Source organism: Rhizobium deserti, from assembly GCF_004358025.1.
GTDB lineage: Bacteria > Pseudomonadota > Alphaproteobacteria > Rhizobiales > Rhizobiaceae > Neorhizobium > Neorhizobium deserti.
In genome coordinates, this window is sequence record NZ_SMTL01000001.1 from 65,095 (window position 1) to 90,836 (window position 25,742).

Annotated in this window: 31 protein-coding genes, 1 tRNA gene, 1 pseudogene and 2 riboswitches; of the genes and pseudogenes, 20 read left to right on the plus strand and 13 right to left on the minus strand. The window is 59.4% G+C overall.

Translation table 11 applies throughout. The features are described 5' to 3' along the window. Positions 1-65 precede the first annotated feature (65 nt). From E2F50_RS00340 to E2F50_RS00360, 5 genes are all read left to right on the plus strand, one after another. Positions 66-677 (plus strand): PilZ domain-containing protein, encoded by a 612-nt coding sequence (locus tag E2F50_RS00340; protein ID WP_133314095.1) that lies wholly within the window; start codon positions 66-68, stop codon positions 675-677. Between the two features lie 680 nt (positions 678-1,357). Next, entirely contained in the window at positions 1,358-1,906 is a 549-nt protein-coding gene (locus E2F50_RS00345) for a transglutaminase-like cysteine peptidase (protein WP_133315169.1), read from the plus strand. A 204-nt stretch (positions 1,907-2,110) separates the two neighbouring features. Continuing rightward, complete coding sequence (locus E2F50_RS00350; protein ID WP_133314096.1) at positions 2,111-2,872, plus strand: hypothetical protein; 762 nt, start codon at positions 2,111-2,113, stop codon at positions 2,870-2,872. A 114-nt stretch (positions 2,873-2,986) separates the two neighbouring features. Then, positions 2,987-4,519: a D-alanyl-D-alanine carboxypeptidase gene (locus E2F50_RS00355; protein ID WP_133314097.1), complete on the plus strand. Its 1,533-nt coding sequence runs from the start codon at positions 2,987-2,989 to the stop codon at positions 4,517-4,519. A gap of 81 nt (positions 4,520-4,600) precedes the next feature. Continuing rightward, positions 4,601-4,870 carry a hypothetical protein gene (locus E2F50_RS00360; RefSeq protein ID WP_133314098.1) on the plus strand — a complete coding sequence of 90 codons (270 nt, stop codon included), beginning with the start codon at positions 4,601-4,603 and terminating at the stop codon, positions 4,868-4,870. A 1-nt stretch (position 4,871) separates the two neighbouring features. Here the strand turns inward: E2F50_RS00360 and E2F50_RS00365 are convergent, their stop codons facing one another. Together E2F50_RS00365 and E2F50_RS00370 are read right to left on the minus strand one after the other, a co-directional pair. Continuing rightward, the gene (locus E2F50_RS00365) at positions 4,872-5,309 is read right to left on the minus strand and encodes a DUF1489 family protein (RefSeq protein ID WP_133314099.1); all 438 of its coding nucleotides are present in this window, start codon (positions 5,307-5,309) and stop codon (positions 4,872-4,874) included. Positions 5,310-5,378: 69 nt separating this feature from the next. Beyond that, on the minus strand, positions 5,379-6,779 hold the full coding sequence (locus E2F50_RS00370; RefSeq protein WP_133314100.1) for an L-serine ammonia-lyase: 1,401 nt from the start codon (positions 6,777-6,779) through the stop codon (positions 5,379-5,381). Positions 6,780-6,981: 202 nt separating this feature from the next. Between E2F50_RS00370 and E2F50_RS00375 the strand changes: the two genes are divergently transcribed. Both E2F50_RS00375 and E2F50_RS00380 read left to right on the plus strand, forming a co-directional pair. After that, positions 6,982-7,680, plus strand: a complete 699-nt coding sequence (locus tag E2F50_RS00375) for a DUF599 domain-containing protein (RefSeq protein WP_133314101.1) — start codon at positions 6,982-6,984, stop codon at positions 7,678-7,680. Positions 7,681-7,696: 16 nt separating this feature from the next. Then, complete coding sequence (locus tag E2F50_RS00380) at positions 7,697-8,689, plus strand: acetyltransferase domain-containing protein (protein ID WP_133314102.1); 993 nt, start codon at positions 7,697-7,699, stop codon at positions 8,687-8,689. Positions 8,690-8,695: 6 nt separating this feature from the next. On the opposite strand, the gene E2F50_RS00385 is transcribed toward E2F50_RS00380, so the two are convergent. Continuing rightward, complete coding sequence (locus E2F50_RS00385; RefSeq protein ID WP_133314103.1) at positions 8,696-9,082, minus strand: MerR family transcriptional regulator; 387 nt, start codon at positions 9,080-9,082, stop codon at positions 8,696-8,698. Between the two features lie 67 nt (positions 9,083-9,149). Continuing rightward, complete coding sequence (mgtE, locus tag E2F50_RS00390) at positions 9,150-10,568, minus strand: magnesium transporter (protein ID WP_133314104.1); 1,419 nt, start codon at positions 10,566-10,568, stop codon at positions 9,150-9,152. Positions 10,569-10,770: 202 nt separating this feature from the next. Between mgtE and E2F50_RS00395 the strand changes: the two are divergent. Then, a pseudogene (locus E2F50_RS00395) lies at positions 10,771-11,273 on the plus strand (peptide deformylase). Between the two features lie 145 nt (positions 11,274-11,418). Further along, complete coding sequence (locus tag E2F50_RS00400) at positions 11,419-11,916, plus strand: BON domain-containing protein (protein ID WP_133314105.1); 498 nt, start codon at positions 11,419-11,421, stop codon at positions 11,914-11,916. Here the strand turns inward: E2F50_RS00400 and E2F50_RS00405 are convergent. Together E2F50_RS00405 and lipB are read right to left on the minus strand one after the other, a co-directional pair. Further along, on the minus strand, positions 11,913-12,335 hold the full coding sequence (locus E2F50_RS00405) for an OsmC family protein (RefSeq protein ID WP_202615388.1): 423 nt from the start codon (positions 12,333-12,335) through the stop codon (positions 11,913-11,915). The genes E2F50_RS00400 and E2F50_RS00405 overlap by 4 nt on opposite strands. Positions 12,336-12,338: 3 nt before the next feature. Beyond that, a complete protein-coding gene (gene lipB, locus E2F50_RS00410) occupies positions 12,339-13,067 on the minus strand; it encodes a lipoyl(octanoyl) transferase LipB (protein WP_133314107.1) in 729 nt (242 codons plus the stop codon). A gap of 174 nt (positions 13,068-13,241) precedes the next feature. Between lipB and E2F50_RS00415 the strand changes: the two genes are divergently transcribed. The 8 genes from E2F50_RS00415 (at position 13,242) to E2F50_RS00450 (ending at position 18,824) form a co-directional block, all read left to right on the plus strand. Further along, positions 13,242-13,326, plus strand: a tRNA-Leu gene (locus E2F50_RS00415). A gap of 274 nt (positions 13,327-13,600) precedes the next feature. Next, positions 13,601-14,524, plus strand: coding sequence for a DMT family transporter (locus E2F50_RS00420; RefSeq protein WP_133314108.1), 924 nt, complete (start codon positions 13,601-13,603; stop codon positions 14,522-14,524). Between the two features lie 100 nt (positions 14,525-14,624). Continuing rightward, positions 14,625-15,335: a hypothetical protein gene (locus E2F50_RS00425; RefSeq protein WP_133314109.1), complete on the plus strand. Its 711-nt coding sequence runs from the start codon at positions 14,625-14,627 to the stop codon at positions 15,333-15,335. A 17-nt stretch (positions 15,336-15,352) separates the two neighbouring features. Beyond that, positions 15,353-16,021 (plus strand): GNAT family N-acetyltransferase, encoded by a 669-nt coding sequence (locus E2F50_RS00430; protein WP_245515240.1) that lies wholly within the window; start codon positions 15,353-15,355, stop codon positions 16,019-16,021. Between the two features lie 98 nt (positions 16,022-16,119). After that, on the plus strand, positions 16,120-17,247 hold the full coding sequence (locus E2F50_RS00435) for an S-(hydroxymethyl)glutathione dehydrogenase/class III alcohol dehydrogenase (protein ID WP_133314110.1): 1,128 nt from the start codon (positions 16,120-16,122) through the stop codon (positions 17,245-17,247). Continuing rightward, complete coding sequence (locus E2F50_RS00440; protein ID WP_245515241.1) at positions 17,244-17,705, plus strand: GNAT family N-acetyltransferase; 462 nt, start codon at positions 17,244-17,246, stop codon at positions 17,703-17,705. The genes E2F50_RS00435 and E2F50_RS00440 overlap by 4 nt, the downstream gene beginning before the upstream one ends. After that, positions 17,702-18,148 (plus strand): YaiI/YqxD family protein, encoded by a 447-nt coding sequence (locus E2F50_RS00445; RefSeq protein WP_133314111.1) that lies wholly within the window; start codon positions 17,702-17,704, stop codon positions 18,146-18,148. Before E2F50_RS00440 ends, E2F50_RS00445 begins: the two co-directional genes overlap by 4 nt. 13 nt (positions 18,149-18,161) lie before the next feature. Next, positions 18,162-18,824, plus strand: coding sequence for a DUF1345 domain-containing protein (locus tag E2F50_RS00450; RefSeq protein ID WP_133314112.1), 663 nt, complete (start codon positions 18,162-18,164; stop codon positions 18,822-18,824). Positions 18,825-18,872: 48 nt separating this feature from the next. Here the strand turns inward: E2F50_RS00450 and E2F50_RS00455 are convergent, their stop codons facing one another. The 6 genes from E2F50_RS00455 to crcB form a co-directional block, all read right to left on the minus strand. Continuing rightward, the gene (locus tag E2F50_RS00455) at positions 18,873-19,262 is read right to left on the minus strand and encodes a DoxX family protein (RefSeq protein WP_133314113.1); all 390 of its coding nucleotides are present in this window, start codon (positions 19,260-19,262) and stop codon (positions 18,873-18,875) included. 140 nt (positions 19,263-19,402) lie between these two features. Beyond that, positions 19,403-19,891 carry a hypothetical protein gene (locus E2F50_RS00460; protein ID WP_133314114.1) on the minus strand — a complete coding sequence of 163 codons (489 nt, stop codon included), beginning with the start codon at positions 19,889-19,891 and terminating at the stop codon, positions 19,403-19,405. Positions 19,892-19,947: 56 nt separating this feature from the next. Next, positions 19,948-20,739 carry an ATP12 family chaperone protein gene (locus E2F50_RS00465; RefSeq protein ID WP_133314115.1) on the minus strand — a complete coding sequence of 264 codons (792 nt, stop codon included), beginning with the start codon at positions 20,737-20,739 and terminating at the stop codon, positions 19,948-19,950. Positions 20,740-20,748: 9 nt separating this feature from the next. Next, positions 20,749-21,402: an HAD-IA family hydrolase gene (locus E2F50_RS00470; RefSeq protein ID WP_133314116.1), complete on the minus strand. Its 654-nt coding sequence runs from the start codon at positions 21,400-21,402 to the stop codon at positions 20,749-20,751. After that, positions 21,399-22,391, minus strand: a complete 993-nt coding sequence (locus tag E2F50_RS00475; protein ID WP_133314117.1) for an RluA family pseudouridine synthase — start codon at positions 22,389-22,391, stop codon at positions 21,399-21,401. Before E2F50_RS00475 ends, E2F50_RS00470 begins: the two co-directional genes overlap by 4 nt. A 39-nt stretch (positions 22,392-22,430) precedes the next feature. Next, the gene (gene crcB / locus E2F50_RS00480; RefSeq protein WP_133314118.1) at positions 22,431-22,808 is read right to left on the minus strand and encodes a fluoride efflux transporter CrcB; all 378 of its coding nucleotides are present in this window, start codon (positions 22,806-22,808) and stop codon (positions 22,431-22,433) included. 106 nt (positions 22,809-22,914) lie between these two features. Between crcB and E2F50_RS00485 the strand changes: the two genes are divergently transcribed. Both E2F50_RS00485 and E2F50_RS00490 read left to right on the plus strand, forming a co-directional pair. Further along, positions 22,915-23,208: a hypothetical protein gene (locus E2F50_RS00485; RefSeq protein ID WP_133314119.1), complete on the plus strand. Its 294-nt coding sequence runs from the start codon at positions 22,915-22,917 to the stop codon at positions 23,206-23,208. A gap of 76 nt (positions 23,209-23,284) precedes the next feature. Then, positions 23,285-23,578, plus strand: coding sequence for a hypothetical protein (locus E2F50_RS00490; RefSeq protein ID WP_133314120.1), 294 nt, complete (start codon positions 23,285-23,287; stop codon positions 23,576-23,578). A gap of 70 nt (positions 23,579-23,648) precedes the next feature. Here the strand turns inward: E2F50_RS00490 and E2F50_RS23310 are convergent, their stop codons facing one another. After that, positions 23,649-24,173, minus strand: a complete 525-nt coding sequence (locus E2F50_RS23310; protein ID WP_425375338.1) for a copper chaperone PCu(A)C — start codon at positions 24,171-24,173, stop codon at positions 23,649-23,651. A 189-nt stretch (positions 24,174-24,362) separates the two neighbouring features. After that, positions 24,363-24,446: riboswitch (glycine riboswitch) on the plus strand. Positions 24,447-24,449: 3 nt separating this feature from the next. After that, positions 24,450-24,533: riboswitch (glycine riboswitch) on the plus strand. A gap of 66 nt (positions 24,534-24,599) precedes the next feature. On the opposite strand from E2F50_RS23310, the gene gcvT reads away from it, so the two are divergent. Continuing rightward, complete coding sequence (gene gcvT, locus E2F50_RS00500; RefSeq protein ID WP_161973926.1) at positions 24,600-25,736, plus strand: glycine cleavage system aminomethyltransferase GcvT; 1,137 nt, start codon at positions 24,600-24,602, stop codon at positions 25,734-25,736. Positions 25,737-25,742 lie beyond the last annotated feature (6 nt).

A 25,742-nucleotide genomic window follows, 5' to 3' on the forward strand; every position in this document is an offset into this window, starting at 1 on the left:
TGGAACGTTATGTTAACTGGCCGCCGCTATAGTCTCCGTCGCAGGTCCCTTCAGAGAAGCTGTTTATGTTTTCCTTCCAGCCGGCCGCCAGTCCGTCGACGCAGAACGTCCCCGCTCAGCGGTCGTTTCAGCGCGTCTCGGTCAACGTCTCCGGACGACTGATGCTGGCCAGCCAAGAGGAATTCCCTTGCTCGGTCGTTGATATGTCGCCAGGCGATGTACATTTTGCCTGCATCGGCCGGCCCCGGTCTGGCGAACGCGTCATTGCTTATCTGGATCACATCGGAAGGCTCGAAGGTACGGTTGTTGCCGTTACCGACCAAGGCTTCACCATGACGATCAACGCGACCGACCGTAAACGGGAAAAGCTTGCGGCGCAGCTGACCTGGATCGCCAACAAACATGAACTCGGCCTGCCGGAAGACCGCCGCCACGACCGTTTGACGCCGCGCAACACTCTGTGCGACCTTACGCTCGACGACGGGCGCCTTTACAAGTGCCGGATCATGGACCTTTCGCTCTCCGGTGCAGCTGTCGATCTCGAGATCCGACCGGACCTCGGCACGCCGGTGCGCCTCGGCAATATGCGTGGTCGGGTCGTCCGCCACTTCATGGAAGGCGTCGCCATCGAGTTCAGCTCGGTGCAGTCTCGCGAAGCGCTGACGGAATTCCTGTAACGCCGTCACGGCCTTCAGGCCGTTCCAGGGAAGCGCCTCGTCGCGACTCTCCCCAAATCTCCCGTACCCACCACCATCTGTAAAAGTGTTCGGCCTCCGGCGCACGGACGAATGAGTGTAACTGCCCGGCCCTGGAGCCACGTCAACGCCTAACCCCGCCTTCGTGCAGAGCTAACGCGCATTCCCGATATCGTCCCGCGATATCATTGCCTACCGAAGGTGACCTTGCGCTGACTGGCCGCGGATTTTTCTGTATCTTTTTGGGAATTTTTTTTGGCGGGTGAACCCCTATCCGACCAGCTGATTTCTGCGGCGGAAGGACTTTGCCGGGTCCAGGGCCGGCTCAACCGATATCAGTCAGGCTTGTCATGACATCCGGTTAGAACCAGCCGACGGCGCTAAAAAGCCATTGGACGCAAGGCTTTAACTTGACCGGAAGCAAATCCGATATACCGCTCGGCTGGCTGATTTTCAGTACAATTTGAACTAAATTTTGCGCGTATTTTACGCGTGTTTTAGACAAGTTTGATTATAATAAGCGTTTGATTTTACTACGCTATTTTGCGGTCGCTCAAAGTCTGTGTGGCACTGTCATCCCAAGAACGGGAGACAGAAAAATGAAATGTCTTAAGGCTCTTGGCCTCGCCATCGCAACCGCAGTCGTCGCAGTTTCTTCCACAATGCCATCCTTCGGCATGTCCAATGGCGCGATGCGCGTCATCGGCCAGGCCAACCCGCCGATCGGCCATTACGAGTTCTGCAAGACCTATGTCAGCGAATGCGCCACGACCTATAAAGACGCCGGCCCTGCGGCCCTGACGGAAGAGAAGTGGCGGACGCTTCTGGACGTCAACTACAGCGTCAACACAGCGATCCAGCCGATGACGGACCAGGAAATCTTTGGCATCGAAGAGCGCTGGGCCTATCCTCGTACGGTTGGCGACTGCGAAGACTTCGCCCTCCTCAAGCGCAAGATGCTGATGGCCAAGGGCTTTGACGCCTCCGACCTGTTGATCACGGTGGTTCTGCAGCCGAATGGCGAAGGCCATGCCGTGCTCACCGTTCGCACCGACCGCGGAGATTTCGTGCTCGACAACATGCGCAACAAGGTCCTGTTGTGGTCGGACACGGAATATACGTTCCTGAAGCGCCAGTCGAACGAAGACCCGGCGCGCTGGGTCAAGCTCCAGGACGGCCGTGCCGTCGCCGTCGGCAGCGTCGGCAAGTAAACCGCCCGTCCACACCCCCACAACACTCGAAGTCGCCCGCCGAGGAAACTATGCAGTCTCTCCATGCAATCTCGTCGGCTGATGCGCTTAACCTGAAATTAACCATGTAAAACGGAAACTGCCGACGCGCCCGCGCCGGCAAGTTTGAGAGACTGCTCCAATCCTGCGCACGGGTTTAGGATTTCACGCGGGAACGGAGCACTCATGGCAAGCGTACAGCCAGCGTCTTCTCAGGCGCCTGAACAGGCCCTCATCTCCGGCCGCTTCATATACAAGCTCACGGCTGCAGTCGCGGCACTTGCGCTCCTGACTACAGCAATCAGCGTCGGCGGACAGTGGTTCGGCAAGAGGATTGCACTTGGCGGTCATACCGAAAGCAGACAAGAATATTTCGTTGAGACCGGGCAGGACCATCTCAAGCTTCCAGCGAACGCCATTCGCTTTCATGAGCAGCGCCACTCGGGAAGCGCCGAACGCATCGACCTCTACCTAGCCTGGCCGGAACTGCAGGGCTACAGCAAAGACCTGAGGCCGAGGTTCGATGACGTCTCGCGACCCGAATCGTTGATTTTTCTGCAGCTTTCGCAGAGCACGATGTCACGCGACATGTCAGGCCGGCTGGAGCCGATCTACACCCATCTCTTTGAGGGACCGCCGCAGCCAGCCGTGGCCGGACTGACGCTCCATCACTTGCGCGGAGACAGCGGCTATGGCCGCGAGGTGATCCTCACGGCCTCGCGGGGCACGGCACCTGACTACGTCGTCCGCTGCATTCTTCCCGCTGCCGGCGAAAGACCCACCAGCGGTGACTGCCAGCGGGACATCCGTTTGGGACAGGATTTGATTGTGCTTTACCGCTTTTCCAGCGCTCTTTTGAAGGACTGGCAACATATTGATGCCGCAGTTGGATCATTTGTCGAAACCCGCCTTGCCGAAGCGCGAACGGTGGCGGGCAGTGATCGTTAAAATGTCGGCGGCCGGCATAAGCCGCCGTTCATCATAAACCTCTTGGTAACGCTATTCCCCTAGATTGGCCGCAACGGTCGCGACGGGGGTGCGTCCGGAAATAATACATACCTCATGCAAACGATGAGTGCGGCAGTGTCGAAAAGCATGTTCTCCACTTCCCTCCCCAAGGGTCGTGCGGCCGTCCAGGGACGGTATCTCGGATATATCCTGACAATCGCGTTGGCGTTTTCGTTCTTTGCGCAGCCTGCGCATGCTGAGCCAAAATATGCCGGCATCGTTGTGGACGCAAAGACCGGGAAGGTTCTTTACGGTGAAGATCCGGATGGTCTGCGTTATCCTGCTTCCCTCACCAAGATGATGACGCTCTACCTTACCTTCGAGGCGCTTGAGGCTGGTCGCATTTCGCTTGATTCGCAGGTTCCGGTATCTGCACATGCGGCGGCCGAGCCTCCCTCCAAGCTCGGTGTGCGTCCCGGCGGCGCGATCACCGTGGATCAGGCAATTCGGGCACTCGTCACCCGTTCGGCCAATGACATGGCTACGGCGCTCGGCGAGTATGTTGGCGGCTCCGAAGAGCGTTTCGCGCAGATGATGACGAGCAAGGCACGCGCGCTTGGCATGACACGCACCACCTACCGCAATGCCAACGGCTTGCCCAACACAGCACAGATGACCACCGCCCGCGACCAGGCGCGGCTTGGTATCGCCCTGCGTCAGCATTTCCCGCAGTATTACGGCTACTTCTCGATCCGTACCTTCAATTTCGGCAAGCAGGTCATCGGCAACCACAACCGTCTCGTGGGAACCGTAAAGGGCGTTGACGGCATCAAGACCGGCTATACCCGCGCTGCCGGCAGCAATCTGGCGACCTCGGCACAGCTCGATGGCCGCTCCATCGTCGCCGTTGTCCTCGGTGGTCGCTCCAGTGCTGCCCGTGATGCCACCATGCGCAAGCTCGTGGCTGAATATCTCCCTAAGGCATCCCGCGCCGGCGACAGCAATCTTGTCGCGCTGGCTCCGGCTGCCCGCGTTGCGGCGCCCGTCCCCACCATGCCGGTGGTATCCCAGCCTCGTGTTGCCGCCTCGGCCTCCGATGCCCGGCAGCTGACGGCGCTCGATCTTCCCAATAGCGGCCCGGTTCCCGGTGCCCGCTATACGGAGCAGCCTGTCGCACCAGCTTCGGCCTATATCGGCGAATCGTCGCAGAAGAAGACCGCAAGCCAAGTGTTGAATGCAGCCATGGCGAACTCCCCGGCTGTGCCCACGCCGGCTCCGGAATACCTCCCCAAGCGCGCTGCGGCGATCGTCGTCGCCGACAGCGTCAGCGAAAAAGCCGCCGTCGATCAGGTAACAACCGCTTCCACGGGCGAACCCGCCAGGTCTGTATCTCGCGCGGCTTCCGGCTGGGTTATCCAGATCGGCGTTTCTCCGAGCGAGAAATTGGCTCTCGATCTCCTGCAGACTGCGCAGGATAAAGGCGGCAAGGTATTGCGTTCCGCCAAACCTTTCACCGTCGCGTTCAGCAGCAGTGGCGGCCAGGTCTATCGCGCGCGCTTCGGCGGCTTCGATGACCAGAAGACGGCAAGCGATGCCTGCGGCATCCTAAAGAAGAAGGGCATCAGCTGCTGGGCCTCGATGCAGTAAGCATCCGTCAGCGGTCGACTTAGTGACCGCGCCTTGTTCGGCGCGGTGAAATCTCGAATGTAATGCGTAACGGGGTTTCCCATGGGAATGAATGAAAACAGCGCTGACCTGGCGTTCGCGTCGGGTGCCAGGAGCAAGGCCAGGGGCGTTGCCCTCAACCCTCTTCATGAAGCAGCCATGCGGCTGGCAGGCCTTGGCCTCAACCGCTCGAAGGAAAAGACCAAGGATCTCGTCGCTATGCTTCTGAGCCATGGGGCGCGCGCGTGGCGTCACTCGCAGCCGGAGGCGAGCGTCCATCTTCACATTGGCAAACGCGGCGGACACTCCCCCGTGCGGCTCAGGCTACGCTGATCTAGAGAAGTCCCAAGGCGGCAAGCTCCCGCCTGAGGTCTTCCGGCATCTGGGCCATGCCCTGACCGAGCGTCCCAAGATCCTCGGGCACATCCTCCGCCTGAAGATAGCGCCAGCCCTGGAAAGGGCGGCGTGGCTGAGGGACGGTCTCAATCACTTCCGGGCCGAGAATGAGCTGGCATCTCTGTATGCCATCAGCGCCGGTCGCCGTCCTGATGTCACGCAGGCTCTGACGCGCCATGACCTGTCCTTTGATCACCCAGTAAAGCGAGCCCTCGCTCAGCAATTCCTCGACGCGTTTGGGCACCATGCGCGTGGTATGGATGCTATGCGGTTCAAGCCCGGCGGCGATCGCGTTCAGGGCACGTTCGGACACCCAGTCCTGCAGATCCTGGATTGAATCGGCGCCGACGCAAAGTTTGATCAAATGAAGAGCCATGTCTTCTTCAAGACCTGTCGGCGCCGCAGGTCAAGCTTTGGCGACCGTGCTCCACAGTCACGGTATCACTCAGCATTCGACCACATTGACGGCGAGGCCGCCGGTCGAGGTTTCCTTGTATTTCTCGCTCATGTCATTGCCCGTCTGGCGCATGGTCTCGATACAGGCGTCGAGCGGCACAAAATGGGTACCGTCTCCCTTGATGGCGAGCGACGCCGCGGTGACAGCCTTCACCGCCCCCAGCGCATTACGTTCAATGCAAGGTACCTGAACCAGCCCGGCAATCGGATCGCAAGTCATGCCCAGATGGTGTTCCAGGGCAATCTCAGCGGCGTTTTCGATCTGCTCGGGCGAACCTCCCAGGACAGCAGCAAGGCCCGCCGCAGCCATGGCCGCAGCAGAACCGACTTCGCCCTGGCAGCCGACTTCGGCTCCAGAAATCGATGCATTGTGCTTGATGATACCTCCAATGGCAGCTGCCGTCAGCAGGAAATTGTGGATGTCCTCACGCGTCGCGTCCTCGTGAAAATGCAGGTAATATCGTACCGTTGCCGGAATGACCCCTGCTGCGCCATTGGTGGGCGCGGTTACGACCCTGCCACCCCCCGCGTTTTCCTCGTTGACGGCCATGGCGTACACGCTCAGCCAATCGTTGGCGAGCAAGGGATTGAGACGATTGCTGCGCCACTCCTCGTTGAGCTTGTCATGGATGGCGCGCGCGCGCCGCTTGACCTTCAAACCGCCGGGCATGATGCCGTCGACCTTCAAGCCCCGGTCGATGCAAGTCGTCATCGCTTCCCAGATCCGGTCGAGCCCCTGATAGAGGTCGGTGCTGCTGATCTTGGTTTCTTCGTTGGCACGCTTCATCTGGGCGATCGTCAGACCGGACGCCCGGGCCATTTCCAGCATCTGCCTTGCGGTCGAGAAGGGGTAAGGAACGCGGGTGTCGGTGTCAGATTTCCTTGACCCGCGCATTGTATCGAGTTCGGTATCCGTCACCACGAAGCCACCGCCGATGGAATAATAGATGCGCTTGAGGAGCAGGCGGCCATCGGTATCGAAAGCGGAAAAGCTCATGCCGTTGGCATGGCCGGGCAGTGGCTGCTTTCTGTCGAAGATCAGATCGGTCTTTGGCTGGAAATCGTAAGTTGGATGCCCTGGCGGCGTCACACGCCCGGTTCGCTCCACCAGAGCAATGATCTCGTCCATCCGGTCGGGATCGACGGCATGCGGCTCCTCGCCCATCAGCCCCAGGATGACGGCTCTGCCCGTGCCATGGCCGATACCGGTGTATGCCAACGAGCCATGCAGGCTGACTTTCAACGCCGCGACACGCGCACTGATCGGCCGCGGCCATTCATTGGACAAGACCAATGCCAGAAACCGATTGGCGGCCGACATCGGACCCATCGTGTGGGAGCTCGATGGGCCAATGCCGATCTTGAAGACGTCGAAAACGGAAAGAAACATTACAAACACGCACAGTGAAAGATCATGGCCAGCCTAAGTCAAACGAGAACGGGCCTCGGGCGGCAGCCCGACATCCTGTTTGATGCGCGCGACATCCTTGAGATAGATAGGAACGAACCAGAATACTATAGCACGTCTTGCCGTTATGACGGAAACAAAGCATGAGGGGAGCAACGAAGACAGCTCCAGTCCCGGTGAGCCAATGACAGCCGCTGACTATATTGCGCTTGCACTCTTTGCCCTGCTTTGGGCGGTCTACTCCTGGCTGACGGCAGGTGGTGGCGCCAAACTCTTCCCGCGCCTCAGCCTCAACCGCGCCATGGCCGAACGACGCAAGCGGTGGATCTACAATTCGCTGAACCGCGACCTCAAAATGATCGACACGCAGATCATGGCAGGGCTGCAGAACGGCACGGCTTTCTTCGCATCCACATCGATCTTCGCGATCGGCGGCTGCTTTGCCCTCCTCGGCGCAACCGACAAGGTGGACGCCATTTTTGGCAATCTGCCCTTCGTGGCCTATGGAGGCCGCACCGCCTTTGAGCTCAAGGTTGCTGGCCTGACGTTTCTGTTCGGCTATGCCTTCTTCAAGTTCGGCTGGTCCTACCGGTTGTTCAACTACTGTACGATCCTGTTCGGCGGCCTGCCGATGATGTCGGAGGCAGCCGGCGACCGGCGCGCAGCTGAACGGGCTGCGGATCAGGTGGTGCGGATGAACACAATCGCTGCCGCCAATTTCAACGCGGGCCTCAGGGCGATCTTCTTGTCGATCGGATATCTCGGCTGGTTTGTCGGCCCTTATATGTTCATCGCCATGACGCTGGTGGTCATCATCGTGCTGACCCGGCGCCAGTATTTTTCGCAGGCGCGGCTGGCAATCATGGATCGCGATCCTGAATAGATCAGAAAGATTGAATGTGACCGCCTCCGATAGCCAGACCCCATCACCACGCGTGCCTCGCATTACCCTCATAGACACATTAAGGGGCGTGGCACTGATCGCCATGGCGACCTATCACTTCACCTGGGATCTGGAATTCTTCGGCTACGTGGAGCCGGGAACGGCGACGCAAGGGTTTTTCCGTATCTATGCCCGATCAATTGCGAGTTCCTTCCTCTTCCTGGCAGGCATCAGCCTCGTGTTGGCACATTACCCGCATGTCCGCTGGCGTTGGTTCTGGAAACGGTTCGCCGTAGTCGCTGGAGCGGCCACCGCGATCAGCCTTGCCACACTGATCGTCTTCCCGAGCGAATGGATCTATTTCGGCATCCTGCATAATATCGCCATATCCAGTCTCATCGGCATCGCCTTCCTGCGGTTGCCGATCTTCATTCCCGCAGCCTTGGCATTCCTGGTCATCTTGGGCATGGTCGTCGACTACAGCCTGATGCCCGGCATGCTCGACTTGCCCGTCTTCAATACGCGCTTTCTCAGCTGGATCGGATTTGCGGAGATCCCTCCCCGCTCCAATGATTATGTGCCGCTTTTCCCGTGGATTGCCGCCCTGCTGCTGGGCATTGCCCTTGCCCGCCTTGCTCTGGCGCAGCAATGGCTGCCTAGATTGGCGGCGGTACAAACGAAACCCAATCTGCTTTCAAAGGCCGGGCGGCACAGCCTCATCATCTACCTTGTCCACCAGCCCATCTTGATCGCCATCGTCTACCTGATATCGCTCGTTCACCCGGCTCCGCCAACAGATCCGCGCCAGAATTATGTTTTGAGCTGTGAGATGAGTTGCCGCCAGACAGGCGGCGACCAGCCTCTATGCCGGCATTTCTGCAGCTGCACTGCAGACCGTTTGATCGCAGGTCAATTGATGACGCCGTTGCAGACCGGAGCGATCTCGGCGCAGGACGACCGCATTCAGACGATCGCCGAGCAGTGCTCGATTAGCGAGCCCCTGCCGTGAGTGAAGTCAGGTGCCGACGCCGATCTCGGCCAAACGCGTCAGGCAGGCTTCCTCGACATTATTAAGCTCGGAAAGCGTATCGTCGATATCCTTGCGCTTCTGGCGGAGTTCGTCGCGCTTCTCGTCAACGCGCTTCATCAGCAGCTTCAGCTGCCCCATTTCACCTGGCGGTTCCTTGTAGATCTGAATGATCTCGCGGATTTCTGCGATGGTGAAGCCGATGCGCCGACCGCGCAGGATTTCTTGGATCAGGCGGCGATCCGCTATCCGGAAAAGCCGCGTACGGCCACGCCGCTCTGGATGGATGAGCCCCTCATCCTCGTAAAAGCGAAGGGTGCGGGTCGAAACGCCGAATTCCCGCGTCAGCTCCGTGATCGTATAAAACTTGTCCACAATGGCTTCCTGCTGTCTAAGCCGAACCGTAATTGACTTTTACGTAACAGTCAATTTTCGGAGACATTCAGCGGATCGCAAACCACCATGTGGCAAGGCCGAGGAAGGAGAAAAAGCCCGTCGTATCCGTGATTGCGGTCACGAAAACGGCCGAGGAAACGGCAGGATCAGCGCCTGCCCTGTCGAGCAGCAGCGGGATCATGATGCCGGCCATGGCGGCGGCGAACATGTTGATCAGCATGGCGGTCGCGATCAGCCCGCCAATATGGATGTCGTGAAACCACAACCCAGCCACCAACCCTACCAGACAGCCGATGAGGCAGCCGTTGATTAGGCCGACGCCGGCCTCGCGCCGGGCGACGCGCCAGGCATTGTGGATGTCGAGGTTGCGGGTGGCCAGGGCCCTCACCGTCACCGTCATCGTCTGCGAGCCGGCATTGCCGCCCATTCCGGCAACGATGGGCATGAGGATCGCAAGTGCTACAACCTGCTCGATCGTCGCCTCGAAGAGAGAGATGACCGAAGCGGAAATGAAAGCGGTCACGAGATTGACCAGCAGCCAGGGAACGCGCGACCGGGAAGTGTCCACGACCGTATCGGAAAGCTCCTCGTCGCCGACGCCACTGAGACGCATAATGTCTTCTTCCGCTTCCTCCTGGATCACATCGACGACGTCGTCGATGGTCAGCACGCCGACCAGCCGTCCATTGTCGTCCACCACTGCGGCCGATAGCAGGTCATATTGCTCGAAGAGCTGGGCTGCCTCTTCCTGGTCCATATCGGCAGGGATGGGGTAATTCGTCTGCCGCATGATCGTTTCGATCTTGAGCTGACGCTTTGTCCGGAGAATGCGATCGAGATCGACAACACCGAGAAGTTTGAACGTCGGGTCGATGACGAAGATCTGCGTAAAACTGTCCGGCAGATCTTCTTCGTCGCGCATGTAGTCGATGGTCTGGCCAACGGTCCAGAACGGCGGCACTGCAACGAACTCCGTTTGCATGCGACGGCCGGCCGAACTTTCCGGATAGTCGAGCGCCCGACGCAACCGTACCCGCTCCGTAAACGGCAACTGCGCGAGGATCTCTTCCCGGTCCTCCTGATCGAGATCCTCCAGAATGTAGACGGCATCGTCGGAATCGAGATCACCGATCGCCGCGGCGATCTGCGCATTGGGCATCTGGTCGACGATCTCGAGGCGGATCGCCTCGTCCACCTCTGTCAATGCCGTGAGGTCAAAATCCTTTCCGAGAAGGCGCACGAGCGCTCGTCTCTGGTCTGGCAAAATGGACTCCAGAAGGTCACCCAATTCTGATTCGTGCAGGCGGGCAACGTGGTTGCGCAGGAAAAGCACGTCACGGTCTGCGATGGAGGCTCCGACCATGGCGAGAAAATCTGCACGGATCGAGCCATCCTCAGCGTAGATGTCGTCGCCGGCTTCTTCCCTTCTGGTGCGGACGCGCTTGTCTTCGCCGATATCGCTCATTGCGCCCTCGTTTCCTGCACCTGACCGTCAGGAGAATGGCGGTCGAAAACTTATTGTCAACAACCGGATAGGTAGACATTGACGTCCAGCTCTTGCCGCCGCCCGTCTGCTAGAGCAAATGGCTCTGCGGGTCCAGTCTGCTGCCGCGTTGCGAATTCGGTAGAGGTGCAGACGGGTCGCGAAGTTCAGCGAGGCTGCCAACATGACCGTCATGAAAATCCTGCGTTATCCCGATCCTGGTCTTTCCACATCCTGCCGACCGGTGACCACCTTCGACGCAGACCTGGTGACGCTGGCGAACGACCTCTCGAAACTATGCGGGCGGCGCCCGGGGTCGGCATTACAGCCGCCCATGTCGGTGTCTTCTTACGGCTCGTGGTCTTGCAACTGGAGCCGGCCAGAGAATCGCGCTTCTACGTCAACCCGCAGATCCTTTCCGCCTCAGCGGAAACCATGCGTCACATGGAGGGAAGCGTGTCCATGCCCGGCGCTACTGCCGAAGTGGAAAGGCCTCGAAAGATCCACTTCCGCTATCAGGATCTCAGCGGGCTGGTGCACGAGGAAGAGGCAGAGGGTTTCTACGCGATCTGCATGCAGCACGAAATCGATCAGCTGGATGGCCTATTCTGGCTGCGGAGGCTGTCGCGACTGAAGCGGGATCGTCTGGTCCGTCGCTGGGAAAAGGATATCGCCATGTCGGATTGAAGCCGGTGCTCCTGGCAGCTGCAGAATTCACCGCAGGCTTTCCATTCTCTCAGGGAACCGACCAAGTTCTACCGGGTTCTATGACTACCGCGTGACGATCAGCAGGTCGGACCGCCCGTAAACCGGAAGAAGACAGGAGATCACCATGACGGCCGAAAGGAAGGTAGACGATATATCGCGTGAGGAAGACTATCGCGATTACGATACCCGCAACATTGACCAAGGTTGGCCCTATGCCGACCAGCCGGGCGCAACCTCTGATCCGGTCGAGAACGCCGCTTACGGAGATCCGGAAGCCAATTTCGACAGGGAGCGAAACAAGGGCTACCGAGTCGACGAAGTCGATGCTGACGGCATGGAAGAACGTATTGTCGACAGCGCAGTGCCGGCCACCCAGGGGCTGGAAGAAGCCGACGATCTTGAAGAGCGGATTACCGACGCCCTCGATGCACTTGAGATTATCGAGATGGACCTGATCGATGTCCATGTCGAAGACGGCAAGGTCACCGTCGAAGGCACTGTCGACGAGGCGTCGACGGCCCGCAAGATCGGAAGAACGATCCAGGGCATAGCCGGTGTCCGTGCCGTCACCAACAACCTCACGCTTGCCGGCGTCGATACCCGCATTCCCGATGACGACTAATTGGCAGCGACCGAGAATGTCGGCAGCGCTTTGAGGGTGTTGCTGACGGTGCAGATCTCTTCCGCCATATGGGAGATCTGCGCCTTTTCGTGAATGCTCAGATCGCCGTCTACCGCCAGCGAAATCCTGAAATGCATAATCCGGGAAGGTCCCTCTTGGGCCTTATCTCCCGTCACATGTGCCCGCACTTCGCTCAGCCTGTCCAGCAAGCCGAGTTTGCTCGCGGCGATGCGGCCGCTCAGCACGAGACAGCCGGCCAGCGACGAGAACATCAGGTCAAGGGGGTTAAAGCCGGGTTCGGCGGCTCCCGTGACTATTCCCACCTCGCCGCCCGTATCACTGGTTACTCGCGGATGGCCGAAACGCCCGACAGCAGCGGTTGCGCCGATCGGCCGCGTCTTGATCTTCACCTCGACCATGATTCAGACTTCCTTGGCTTCCATCCGGGACGGGCCGAATATCTCCTCGAATGCCTCCCGCAAGCGCATATCGACATCCGCCATCATGACCGGCAGACCGAGATCCACCAGGCTCGTCACACCGTAAGTGCTGATCCCACAGGGGACGATGCCAGAAAAATGAGACAAGTCCGGCTCGACGTTGATGGAAAGTCCGTGGAAGCTCACCCAGCGGCGCAGCCGGATGCCGAGCGCAGCAATCTTGTCTTCCGCCATCGATCCATCCGGCCGAAGCAGCTTTTCTGGCCGCCTCACCCAAACGCCAACGCGATCCTCACGCCGCTCGCCGCGCACGTTCATCATGTCCAGCGTCCGGATTACCAGGTCCTCGAGCGCCGCCACATAGGCCCGTACGTCCTGGCGCCGCCGCTTCAGGTCCAACATCACGTAGACGACCCGCTGGCCTGGACCGTGATAGGTATATTCTCCGCCGCGACCGGTCGAAAATACCGGAAAGCGATCCGGCTCGATCAGGTCTGCGACATCAGCGCTCGTGCCTGCCGTGTAAAGCGGCGGGTGCTCGACCAGCCAGACCAGTTCGTCTGCTTCGCCATCGGCTATGGCCGCAACCTGCCGCTCCATCTCCGCCACCGCCTCCTCATACGGGACCGGATCGTCGGAGATTCGCCAGCGCACCGGGGGAGAGCCCGGCTGCGGCAACATGGAAGCGTGCAGTTCTGTTCGTGTCAGCATGGGTGTCTTCTTGCAAAAAGGAAATGCAGCGGCAAGGCCTGTTTATTGGCGCTTGATATAGGGATCCAAACGCGATTTTTTTATCCTTCAAAAATCTGTCATGGCGCCCTTGTGCACCCCAAATCCTTTTGCTACATGCTGCCCCGCCGACGCAAAATCGGCGCCTACCACGATGCGGTCGTGGCGGAATTGGTAGACGCGCAGCGTTGAGGTCGCTGTGGGGCAACCCGTGGAAGTTCGAGTCTTCTCGACCGCACCATTCTCTCCGCTAGGAGGGTATCTAGACGTCAGCATACAAGCATAATCGTGCGACTGCCAGATCCTCATGGCGCGGCACGATGCAGTTTGCGCCAGCCAGGCCGATCGACGTTCTATTGCTACTTCCGCAATCAGTTAAGTTCTGGCCGGAACGGGCGACCAAAGATGGATCAGAGTCTCTTACAGATCCTCTCTGAAAGCAGCCGATCCAGAGCATGCTGCTTGAACATCATCGGGCGCTGTGATTGAAGGGGTCATCCTTCGAAAGTGCCCGCATGACTTCCCCTTCGACAACCGAAAACCCCTTGCAGGGCATGGCCATCATGGCCGTCTGCATGATTGTCCTGCCTGTCATGGACGCTATCGCGAAATACATGGCAACCTTTGAAGCCATGTCGCCGGGGCAAGTCACATTTTACCGGTTTCTTTTCCAGCTGGTCTGCCTCCTGCCATTGACGATTGTCAGCACACGTAACCTTTTCCAAGCAAGACGGCCGTGGATGAACCTGTTGCGCGGCGCACTGCATGCGGCCGCCAGCCTGATGTTCTTCGCTGCGGTGAAATACATGCCGCTCGCCGATGTCTTCGCGATCTATTTCGTGGAGCCGTTCATGCTCACCATGATGTCTGCGCTCTTCCTCGGGGAAAAGGTCGGATGGCGCAGGTGGCTGGCGATTGCTATTGGATTTGGTGGTGCCATGATCGTCATCCAGCCGAGCTATACAATCTTCGGCTGGACGGCACTTCTGCCAATCGCCTGCGCATTTCTTTTCACGCTCTACCTCTTTCTCAATCGCGCCATCGGTGATGCCGACACGCCCCTGGTCATGCAGACCTTGGCGGGACTCGGCGGCACTCTGTTCATGGGCGCTGCCCTGGCGGCGGGCAGCGGCATGGGTGCAACGGACTTCGAGCTATCGCTGCCGGCATCTCTGGCCGGCCTCTTCCTCCTGATCCTGCTGGGATCGCTTTCGGGGTACATGCACCTTCTCGTCGTGCGCGCCTTTCGCCTGGCGCCGCTTTCATTGCTGGCACCTTTTCAGTATTTCGAGATCATCTCGGCCACTGTGCTCGGTTACGCGCTGTTCGGAGATTTCCCGACGGCATCGAAATGGTTCGGCATAGGCATCATCGTCGGCTCCGGTCTTTTCATCATTTGGCGCGAACGTGTCAGATCGAAGCAGGAAGTTCTCGCCTGAGCCGTCTGGTAAACCCGTCTTAACTGCCATTCTTGTCTTTCCTTCAACTGGTGAACCATATGGTCCGCCCTCAGTTTCATGATGAAACGGAGATACGAAGATGAGCGAGTACCGCTTTTCTTTCCCTGCCTGTCTGATCGTCGGCAAAGGGCACATTGACCGCGAAGACGTCATCCTGATGCGGAAATACGCATTTCCAGATGGCATTGCCTGTCCAGACGATGCCGATGCCCTGCTGGCTCTCCACCGCGCCTGCCAAAACCCATGTGCCGAGTGGGAGCGCTATTTCGTCGAATCACTAACTTCCTTCGTCGTTCATGAGATCAGCCCAAAAGGAGCGTTTAACGACGCGAAGGCCGATTGGCTGATCGACCTGCTGGCATGCGACGGTGTCGTTCCGACGCCTCTGGAGCTGGAATTGCTGCTGCATGCCATGGAGGTTGCGACAGATGTGCCGGACCGTCTGTCGGCCTTCGCGCTGGACCAGATCAGATATGCACTCCTGGCCGCCGATCAGTGTGGCTATGCCGAAAGTCGCCCACCGGCAGACGCCGTCACGCTTTATGATCTCGCCTATGTTTGGCGCGTCTTGCGCCGCGTCGTCCATCACGGCCAACTTGTTGCTTCACCCCGGGAGACGGAAGTTCTGGTGGAGATTAACATGCTTGCATCTCCGCTTCACAATCATGCCGGCTGGAATGAACTGATGGCGCAGGTCGCGACTCAGACGCACCCGTACGACGCTCTAGCGTCTTTGCGCTATTCGATCAGTGACCAGGCACGGTTCTGCCAGGAGGGCCGCGCTGCATAGGCGAGCCGCAAAGGTGCATGGGCATTGACACGACCGCGCCAGGCGGCTTGAAAAGCATCATGAAAAAAGAAAATCCTATTTTACCGGATGGCTATTCCAGCGTCCCTCCAGGCAAGCTCGCGACCGTGGTGACTTGCCTGCAGATGTTCGCGCCACCAAAACCGAGACCGTCTCCCGAGACCGAGAGCAGGTTTGCGTTGGATCATTGGGCATCGCCCTCCTTGGAAGCCTACCGTGCTATCTTCCGCGCTGTCGGCGAAAACTGGATGTGGGTATCCCGGCTCGTGATGTCGGACGAGGCGCTCAATGCCATTCTCCGAAATCCCGCTGTCGAAATTTATGTTTTGCGCGATGGAGACCGCCCGATCGGCCTGCTGGAACTCGACTTCCGGCAGGAGGGCGAGTGCGAGCTTGGCTATTTCGGCCTCGTCAAAGATGCGATCGGCAAGGGTGCCGGACGTTTTTTGATGAGCAATGCGATCGCGAAGGCATGGTCGAAGCCGATCACGCGGTTCTGGGTGCACACCTGCCATTTCGATTCGCCGGCAGCGCTGCCCTTCTACCAACGCTCCGGCTTTACCCCATACCGGTTCATGGTCGAGATAATCGACGATCCGCGGTTGGGCGGCGTGTTGCCGCGAACTGCATCACCGCATATTCCATTGATCGAGCCTAGCGCGTTCTGACGAGATTGCGACTGCGGATGGCTCACGACGGCTTGAGGCCTTAGGCCTGGCTGTGCGAAGGTCGCTCGACTCAAAACCAAGCATCAGGGAGAAACATCATGGATGTCCGCGCCGCCGTTGCCGTACAGGCTGGCAAACCGCTTGAAGTGATGACCGTGCAGTTGGAAGGGCCGCGGGCCGGCGAAGTGCTGATCGAGGTCAAGGCGACCGGCATCTGCCACACGGACGACTTCACCCTGTCGGGCGCCGATCCGGAAGGCCTGTTTCCCGCAATCCTCGGCCATGAAGGCGCCGGCGTGGTCGTCGATGTCGGACCGGGCGTCACTTCGGTGAAGAAGGGCGACCATGTCATCCCGCTCTACACGCCGGAATGCCGCGAATGCTATTCCTGCCTCAGCCGCAAGACCAATCTGTGCACCGCCATCCGCTCCACGCAAGGGCAAGGCCTGATGCCGGACGGCACGTCCCGGTTTTCCATCGGCAAGGACAAGATCCACCATTACATGGGCTGCTCGACCTTTGCCAATTTCACGGTCCTGCCGGAGATCGCCGTCGCCAAGGTCAATCCCGACGCGCCCTTCGACAAGATCTGCTATATCGGCTGCGGCGTGACGACCGGCATCGGCGCCGTCATCAACACTGCTAAAGTCGAGATCGGTTCGACGGCGATCGTCTTCGGCCTGGGCGGCATCGGTCTCAACGTCCTTCAGGGTCTGAGGCTAGCAGGGGCGGACATGATCATCGGCGTCGACATCAACCCCGATCGCAAGGAATGGGGTGAAAAATTCGGGATGACGCATTTCGTCAATCCGAAGGAGGTCGGCGATGACATCGTGCCTTACCTCGTCAACCTTACCAAGCGGGGCAACGACCTGATCGGCGGCGCCGACTACACCTTCGACTGCACCGGCAATACCAAGGTCATGCGTCAGGCGCTGGAAGCTTCGCATCGCGGCTGGGGCAAATCGATCATCATCGGGGTGGCCGGTGCCGGCCAGGAGATCTCGACGCGCCCGTTCCAGCTGGTCACGGGCCGCAACTGGATGGGCACGGCCTTCGGCGGCGCGCGGGGCCGCACCGACGTGCCGAAGATCGTGGACTGGTACATGGCCGGCAAGATCCAGATCGATCCGATGATCACCCACACCATGCCGCTCGAGGACATCAATAAGGGCTTCGAACTGATGCACAACGGCGAAAGCATCCGCGGGGTGGTGGTGTATTGACGGCCACGCCCACCTACAAAGTCGATGTGCGTAGACTGCAAGACTTTTCCGCCATCGAACTGCATGACATGCTGAAACTGCGGGTCGATGTTTTCGTCGTCGAGCAGAAATGCCCCTATCCGGAAATCGACGGCAATGACCCACACTGCCTGCATCTGCGCCTGCTGTACGGTAGTGATCTTCTCGCCTGCGCACGCCTGTGGCGCCCGACGCCGGCAGATCGTCCCCGTATCGGCCGCGTCGCGGTCTCGCCGCATCATCGCGGCAAGCGTCTGGGCGAAGCCGTCATGCGCGAGGCGATTCTCGAATGCCAAAACGCTTACCCGGATATGGTGATCGAGATTTCAGCCCAGAGCCACCTGCAGAAGTTCTACGGCTCTCTCGGCTTCACGCCGATATCCGATGAATATCTCGAGGACGACATCCCGCATGTAGACATGCTGAGGTCGCCCCAATGATCTATGTCGACGCTGATGCTTGTCCAGTAAAGCCGGAGATCCTGAAGGTCGCCGAACGGCATGGTTTCGAGGTGACGCTCGTCGCCAATTCCGGCCTGCGGCCGTCGCGCGATCCGATGATTCATAACGTCATCGTTTCTTCCGGCTTCGACGCGGCCGACGACTGGATTGCCGAACGTGCCAGCCCCGGAGATATCGTCATCACCGCCGACGTTCCGCTCGCCGTCCGGTGCGTCGCTGCCGGTGCGCAGGTGACGGGACCAACCGGCCGGATTTTTGACCAGGGCAATATCGGCATGGCGAGCGCGATGCGGGATCTTGGAGCGCACCTGCGCGAAACCGGCGAGAGCAAGGGCTACAACGCCGCCTTTTCGCCACGTGACCGTTCGAAGTTTCTGGAAACGCTCGACAGGCTCTGCCGCCGTGTCAAGTCCGGCGCATAAACGGGAGGCATGCATGCCAGCGGCTTGGACAAGATTGCGGCATCATCGGCACGGACCATTTTTCATCGGCACGATTGCCGCACTGATCTGCCTTCCGGTCATGCTGAATTGGGCGCCGCACTTCGCGCCGGGCGTCACAGCTATCGTGTTCTTCCTGATCTATCTGGTCATGATGGGGCTGCGTATCCCGCGGCTGGACGGGCCAACACTCAAAAACCGCGGTCAAAATGAGGATGAGCCGGCGATAGCATTACTCGCAGTGACCATCCTGGCGGCGGTTGCCGCGGTCGTCTCGCTCTTCGACGCCCTCAATGGGGACAGGCCAGCGGGTCTGGAAGTCGCCCTTGCCTTCGGCTCCGTCGTCCTGGGATGGCTCACGATCCACACCATGTTCGCTCTCCACTATGCCCATCTCTACTGGCGGCCACGCGCCCAGAAGGACGGAAGCGAGGCCAGGCGGGGCGGTTTCGATTTCCCGGAAACGGCCAGTCCCGGTGCCTACGACTTCCTTTATTTCGCTTTTATCATCGGCATGACCGCACAGACTTCGGATGTCAGCATCACCACGACAGACATGCGGAAGATCAACCTGGTGCATGCGGTGGTTTCGTTCTTCTTCAACACCGTCCTGGTCGCCGCGTCCGTCAATGCGGTTGTCGCGCTGGGCGGACGGTGACGCGACCCGGATCAGCCAGGTCGCGTCATGCGGTTTCTGGCAGGCGCCTTACGCGCGACGGTTATCCACCGACCATGCTCCAGCACCGGCAAAAACCAGGTAAAGGAAGACAAAGCAGAACAGAATAGCCGAATCGCCGCCGTTCAGCACCGGGAAAAACGACTTCGGGTGATGGGCCATGAAGTAGGCGACAGCCATTTCACCGCTCAGGATGAAGGCGACCGGCCGCGTCAGGAAGCCCAAAAGGATCAGGATCCCGCCGAAGAGTTCGAGCAGAGCCGCGATCAGCGAAAGTGTGGAAAGCGTGCCATCACCAGCCTGCGCAGGAAAGGCGAAAAGCTTCATTGTTCCGTGTTCGATGAACAGGAGAGCCGTCATGATCCGCAGAACGGCTAAGGCTTGCGGCTGGTATGGAGACAGGCGTTGAAAAAATAACATTTGATACCCCTTAAGATGCGCTCGATTCCCCAGAGCGTCAGCGACGCCTACTATTCTTGCAGGGCTATGCATACTGACAGAGTTTCACATCTACTTGATATAGCTTGTGAGCGAACGAACAAGGCCGGGATCGCCGAGGATCACTTTGCGAATGCACTCGCCAGCGAGCCATGGGCGCCGGCGTCTAGTCGAAATTCGCCTGCGATGCGTGCGGCCACTTTTTCTGCAAGCGCACGATCGGCTGCGGTCCGATCAAATACGAAGACGGATGTCGTGAAGCTGCCTTCCGCGACCGGTTCACCGCTCGCAACCGAAACGGCTTGCACGGTGACCTTGGCCGAATGACGCATGCCGAAAAGCACGGCCGTGCCGGACACGTTGCTGAGTCGCACGCACAGGATGGTGCGCGGCAGTATGGAAGACCGTATGGTTGCGCGGACGGCCACATCCACCAATGAGTCGACCTCGGTCACCAGCGCTCGGGGAACATCGGGCTTGGCTGTGACGAAGGCACCGCGCACGTCATAGATAAGTCCTTGCCGGCTTCCGTCGGAACTCGGCATTCTAAACGCCGCGAGCGGCAGAACAAAAAACAGGATCAGCGCGTTGCGAAGCGAGCGGCGGAGCATGAAGGAACCCGGAGTACAGTGTCTCCGCATGTTCCCCCAACAGGGTTAGAGAAGCATTAAGCGGAGCCTTGCAGCGCCTGGAAAGCTGCGGCTGCAGCCTGCATTTCCTCCAGTCGCTTGGCGCGGCGATGCTCCGCTTCGGCATCAGAGCCCCAATGCTCGATCGTCCAGTCTTCGTCGAGATGAGCAAGCTGCCAGGCCTGGTCAGCCGTCACCTGCCCTTCTGCAAAGGCAAGCGCCAGGATCGCCGAGCCGGTCAGCGTCGTGATCGTGTGAAGCGCTGCAAGGGCGATCGGGCTGTCGTGGCGGCGAAGCGACGCGGCGAAGGCAGCGATCGTTTCGCGAGGCTGCTCCTGCGGCATGACGCCCTCGATGAGGATGAAACGCGCACCAAGCGCAGCCGCGGCCCAATCGAGTATCGGATCCCATTGCTCGCTCTGGCGCGCGACCAAGTTTTCTGGGCTCTCGGCCCGGTAGCAAAGCATATCGCCAGCCGAAAACCGGAGGATGTCCTCGAATACGGCTTGGGGATCCGCCGCAATCCCGTCGATCGCCGTATTGACCAGCCGCGTTATCGGCATGGTGCGCGGGTCGATGACATCGACTTGGCTCGCCCATTCATCGCGGATCAGCTCGGCCAGCTGCGAAGTCGGCACGGCAAGCGCACTCTTCGCAGGGGTTTTGACCGGACGGCCATCCAGGAGGATGGCAAAACTACCCTCGCCTCGATCTATGGACACTTCGGTATAAAAGCGCTTCGGAAGCGGTTTCTGCATCTGGATCTGCGCCCGCCGCGTCGGATCGGCATGGCTCAGCGCCTGGGAGGGATCAGGAAACAATTCACGCATTCAAGTACCTCAGCCAATATGGGCCAGTATCTCGCTGGGATGATGGACAATGGCGTCGGCGCCTGCCCGTCGAAGTTCGTCCACGGAAGCATAGCCCCAGGCGACGCCGATCGCGGTCGCGCCGGCAGCCTTCGCCATTTGCATATCGTAAATCGCGTCGCCGATGACAAGGGTTTGGTCCGCTGGAAGACCGGCCTCCTCGCAGCATTCGTTGACCATGGCCGGATGAGGCTTGGAAGGACAATCATCGGCGGTGCGCGACACGACAAAGTAGCGCCCAAAATCGTGGGTTTCCAAGATTGTATCCAGGCCACGGCGGGATTTTCCGGTCACTGCTCCGATGACCAAGTCCTTGCGCGGACCGATCATGTGAAGAAGGTCATTGATCCCGTCGAACAGCGGATCATGATAATCGAGGTCGGTCCGGACCGTCGAAAACAGCGACTTGTAGTAAGCCATCATTTCGACCGCCTCATCATCGGCATGCTGCTTACCCTGCATGCGGGCAATCGCTATGTCGAGGGTCAGGCCGATGATAGCCTTAGTATCGTCCAGATGCGGTTCCGGCTTACCGAAATGCAAAAAGGTGCGGCGCATGGTCTCGTGGATCAGCGCGGCGCTGTCGACAAGCGTGCCATCACAGTCAAACAGGACAAGCTTCATTCATCATCATCCGTGCGGCCGTTTTCCATATCCAGGCCCAGAAGGTTCCAGGTCTGGACCATATGCGGGGGCAGCGGCGCCGTGATCTTGAGACGGCCGCCATTCGGATGCGGAATGTCGATGCGCCTGGCATGCAGGTGCAGCTTTTTCTGGATGCCGCCCGGGAAAGGCCAGTTGTGGTCGTCGTCGAAATATTTGGGATCGCCGATAATCGGATGGCCGATATGCAAGGCATGGACACGCAACTGATGGGTGCGGCCGGTATAAGGCTCCATTTCCAGCCAGGCGAGCGTCTGCGCCGCCGTCTCCAAAACACGGTAATAAGACACCGCATGATCTGCACCGTCTTCGCCATGCTTGGCGATCCGCATGCGATCGCCATCCGGCGTCTGCTCCTTGACGAGCCAAGTCGAGATCTTGTCCTCCTGCTTTCGCGGCGTCCCCTTGACGAGCGACCAGTAGGTTTTTTTCGTGTGGCGCTCCCGAAAAGCGGCGGTCAGCTTCTGAGCGGCGCCGCGCGTGCGGGCGATCACCAAGACGCCCGAGGTATCGCGGTCGAGCCGATGCACGAGCCGGGGTTTTTCGCCCTTCGGACTGACCCAGCTGTCGAGAATCTGGTCGATGTGCCGGGCAACACCCGATCCGCCCTGAACGGCTAGACCGGCCGGCTTGTTGAGAACGATGACCTTCTCGTCCTCATGCAAGACCATGCGGGACAGCAATTCGAAATCGCTCGAATGCTTGAGATCCTTGCCGGCAATCGGGCCGGCTTTCTTGGCGTCGACCTCCAGCGGGGGAATGCGTACCGTCTGTCCCGGCTGCACCCGTGCATCCGACTTCACGCGGCCACCGTCGACGCGAACCTGGCCGGAACGCAGCAATTTCTGCAGAGGCCCGAAGCCGAGCCCCGGGTAATGGATCTTGAACCAACGGTCGAGACGCATTCCCGCCTCGTCCGCTTCGACAAGGATATGCTCGATGCCTGCCATCAAAGCTCTTTCTAATTCTTCTTGGGTCTAGCCTGCCCTTTAGAGCATTGCCCGACCAAGCGCCAGCCCGGCAAACACGGCGCAGAGGGAGATCGCCACACTAGCGACCACATAGCCTCCGGCGGCAGTCACCGATCCCCGTTCGAAAAGCGCGATGACGTCCAGGGAGAAGGCAGAAAAGGTCGTGAACCCGCCTAAGAAGCCGGTGATCAGCAAAAGGCGCATTTCCGGAGAAGCGTCGAACCGGCGGGTGATCAGCTCAGCGAGAACCCCAATAGCGAATGAGCCGACAACGTTGACCGCCAGAGTGCCCCAGGGAAAATTGGCGCCGAATTGGCGCAGGGTCCAGAGCCCGACCAGATAGCGACAAACCGAGCCGGCAGCTCCGCCGAATGCAACAAGAGCAAGATTGTTCATGAATAGCGTCTCGAATAAAGCAAGTCCGTTAAAATGCCGGCCTTTTGTTTAAAACCCCCTGCATGTGCGCAGGCTATACTTATTCGATTACAGGATGGTAATGCACATGACACAAATGGGAACACTGTCAGTCTCGGCCAACGTTGCCGCTTTGAACATGGAAGTGCTCAAGGTGCCGCGCCAGCTATCTGTCAAGGACCGCGTCGCAGACGTCAAGTCCGATGCCGACCGCAATGCACAGCGTGCGGAGAATGCCGGCGAGACAGAAGCCGTCGAGATAATGATACCGGCAGCCAATGTCTCTCTCGATCTGCTGACGACCGGCCAGCAGCCCCACCAGCAGGCGACAATTCGGGAAGCTCAAGCCGCTTATCAAGAACTGGACGACTGCCCCCCGTAAGTATCTAGGAATTCTGTGCACCGCGGGAACTGAAGAGCCCTTACCTCGCTTATCCCGAAACGGCGCGGCACGCAGTGTGACTGGCCGCATCGACGCCTTCAACAAGGGACGCATTATGAGCGATACGGCCAGCGGAATCTTCGACTTCCAACAGATGAACGTGATCCGCGACGCCCACCGGGACTGGTGCGCGGAGCAGTCGATAGACGTGGACAGCCCTGTCGGTCATCAGTCTGCTGGTTTGATGTTTGAAGCATACAAAACTGGCAAGACCACGCGCGACGAACTGATAGAGGTCTGCGAAGAATATGTGCGACAGCGGCAGGAGAATGTTCAGCTTGGCGCGGCGCCGATAGAAAGTCGCTCCTGAACAGTGCCATCTGAGACTGCGCCACTGCCCGTTCCGGGTCAGACCTGGTCCGGCTTTGCCGTGATCGATTTCAGTTTCTGGCAGGCTGGCCCGGTCCGGCGGCCTCTACTGGAAAAGCTGCGTCCACATTGCCGGCTGCCCTGAAGGTCAGCGTTACAGGAACGATAGCGCCCTGCTTGAAAGGTTCTTTGACCTTCAGGAACATCAGGTGAAGCCCACCCGGCGAAAGCTTCACCGTCTGGCCAGCGGGAATGACGATGCCGTCGTCCAGCCTACGCATCTTCATCACTTCGCCCTGCATAGCCATTTCATGTAATTCAACCGCTGCGGCGGCAGGGGAAGAGGCGGAAACGAGGACATCATCCGCGGTGCCGCTATTCTTGATGGTCAGGTAACCCCCGCCGACGGGCTGGCCGGGCAGCATGGCCTTGGTGAAGGCACCGGTTATCTCAAGATTGCCGACCTTGACCGGAACACCGAGCGTCGCTTCGGCGCTTGTCGCAGCGGCGTGTACCAGGCCGGTATTCGCTCCAGGCAAAGCCGCCAGACTTGCCGTCAGAGCGCCTGCGCGCGCCAGTTTACCAATGAGCTTCATCTGCCGTCTCCTGCCCTTGACTTGACACGATTGGTTTGAGCCAATCCACCGCTTGCCGTGCATATACGAAGTTCTTGCCGCGCATAAGCCAGCTGTCAACGTATCGATCATCCTGTTGATCATGCGACGATTTTAAATCCAACAGCGACATTAGGGGCTTGTCAAACCGGCTGCCAAGCCGATAATGCAGCCGACCCAATGGGAGAAGCCGCTTCGATGCGGTGCCGAAGGAGCAACCGCCCCGGAAACTCTCAGGCAAAAGAACCAGCGGGTGACTGACAGGACTCTGGAGAGAAGTCTTCCAAAAGAAGGCTCGCCGAAGGGATAACAATCTCAGGCGCCAAAGACAGAGGGGGCTCAAAGACCACGGCGCGGCAGTGCCGGACAATGAGCAGCGCGGAATCCGCGCGGAACCTGGAGGCCTTTTTGGACGATCATTCCGCTCTCAAGCAAACACCTCTCCACGCCCTGCACCTTTCGCTCGCCGGAAAGATGGTGCCCTTTGCCGGTTATGACATGCCGGTACAATATCCCGCCGGTGTCCTCAAAGAGCATCTTCATACACGCGCCGCCGCCGGTCTCTTCGACGTTTCCCATATGGGCCAGGTCCGGATAACCGCCGCATCCGGCACTTATGAGGATGCAGCGGTTGCGCTGGAAGCCCTTGTTCCCGTGGACATCCTCGGCCTCAAGCCCTGCCGCCAGCGCTACGGCTTCTTCACGGCCGACAATGGCGGCATTCTTGATGACCTGATGATCGCCAATCGCGGCGACCACCTTTTCGTCGTCGTCAACGCCTCCTGCAAGAAAGCCGATCTTGCCCATATGCAGGCAAATATGCCGGGCTGCAGCGTCACTCTCTTCGATGATCGCGCTCTTCTGGCACTGCAGGGACCTCGGGCCGAGGCCGTGCTCGCCGAACTCTGGCCCGACGTCACCACTATGAAATTCATGGATGTCCGTGACGCAACCATTCTCGACGCGGAATGCATTGTCTCGCGCTCCGGCTATTCCGGCGAAGACGGGTTCGAGATCTCCGTTCCTGCGGACAAGGCAGAAGCCTTGGCCAAGGCGCTTCTCGATCATCCCGACTGCCAGCCGATCGGCCTCGGCGCCCGCGATTCGCTGCGGCTTGAAGCGGGGCTGTGCCTCTATGGCAACGATATCGACGCCACGACTTCGCCGATCGAAGCCTCGCTCGAGTGGGCGATCCAAAAGGTGCGGCGCTCGGGCGGCGAGCGCGCCGGGGGCTATCCGGGCGCAGCCCGCGTCGAGGAGGATCTGCAGAGTGGACCCGTGCGGCGTCGCGTCGGCTTGAAACCTGAAGGCAAGGCTCCCGTGCGAGCGCATGCTGCCCTGTTTGCCGAGGACTCACCCGAATCGCCGATTGGCGAAGTAACGTCGGGCACATTCGGTCCGACAGCGGAAGGCCCGGTCGCCATGGGCTATGTTCCGGCGTCGCTTTCAGCACCAGGCACGCGGGTCTTTGCGGAAGTCCGCGGCAAATACCTGCCCCTCACTGTGACTGCCCTTCCCTTCATCACTCCCACCTACAAACGCTAAGAAATC